Consider the following 255-nt stretch of genomic DNA (forward strand, 5'->3'; position numbering starts at 1 on the left):
TGTCATGCCTGCGCCCGCTTGTTGGCTGACGGGCTGATCGACGCTGACACCTTCAGCTTGTGCGTGAACATCAGCCCACTGCAGTTCCGCCAGAACAACTTTGTCGAGCGGGTTTCCAACAGCTTGCGCGACAGCGAACTGCCGCATTCGATGCTCAAGCTGGAAATCACCGAAGGCATCGTGATTCAAAACATCGACGACACCATCGCGAAAATGCTGCGCCTGAAAAAAATCGGCGTGACCTTTGCCATGGAC

Annotated in this window: 1 protein-coding gene; it reads left to right on the forward strand. The window is 55.3% G+C overall.

The genetic code is table 11. The annotated features are described in order from the left end of the window. Positions 1-255, forward strand: a 255-nt coding sequence (locus AC0IW9_RS31275; protein ID WP_471652184.1) for an EAL domain-containing protein, incomplete at both ends; no start/stop codon positions are given.

This window comes from Belnapia sp. AC561, assembly GCF_979252845.1.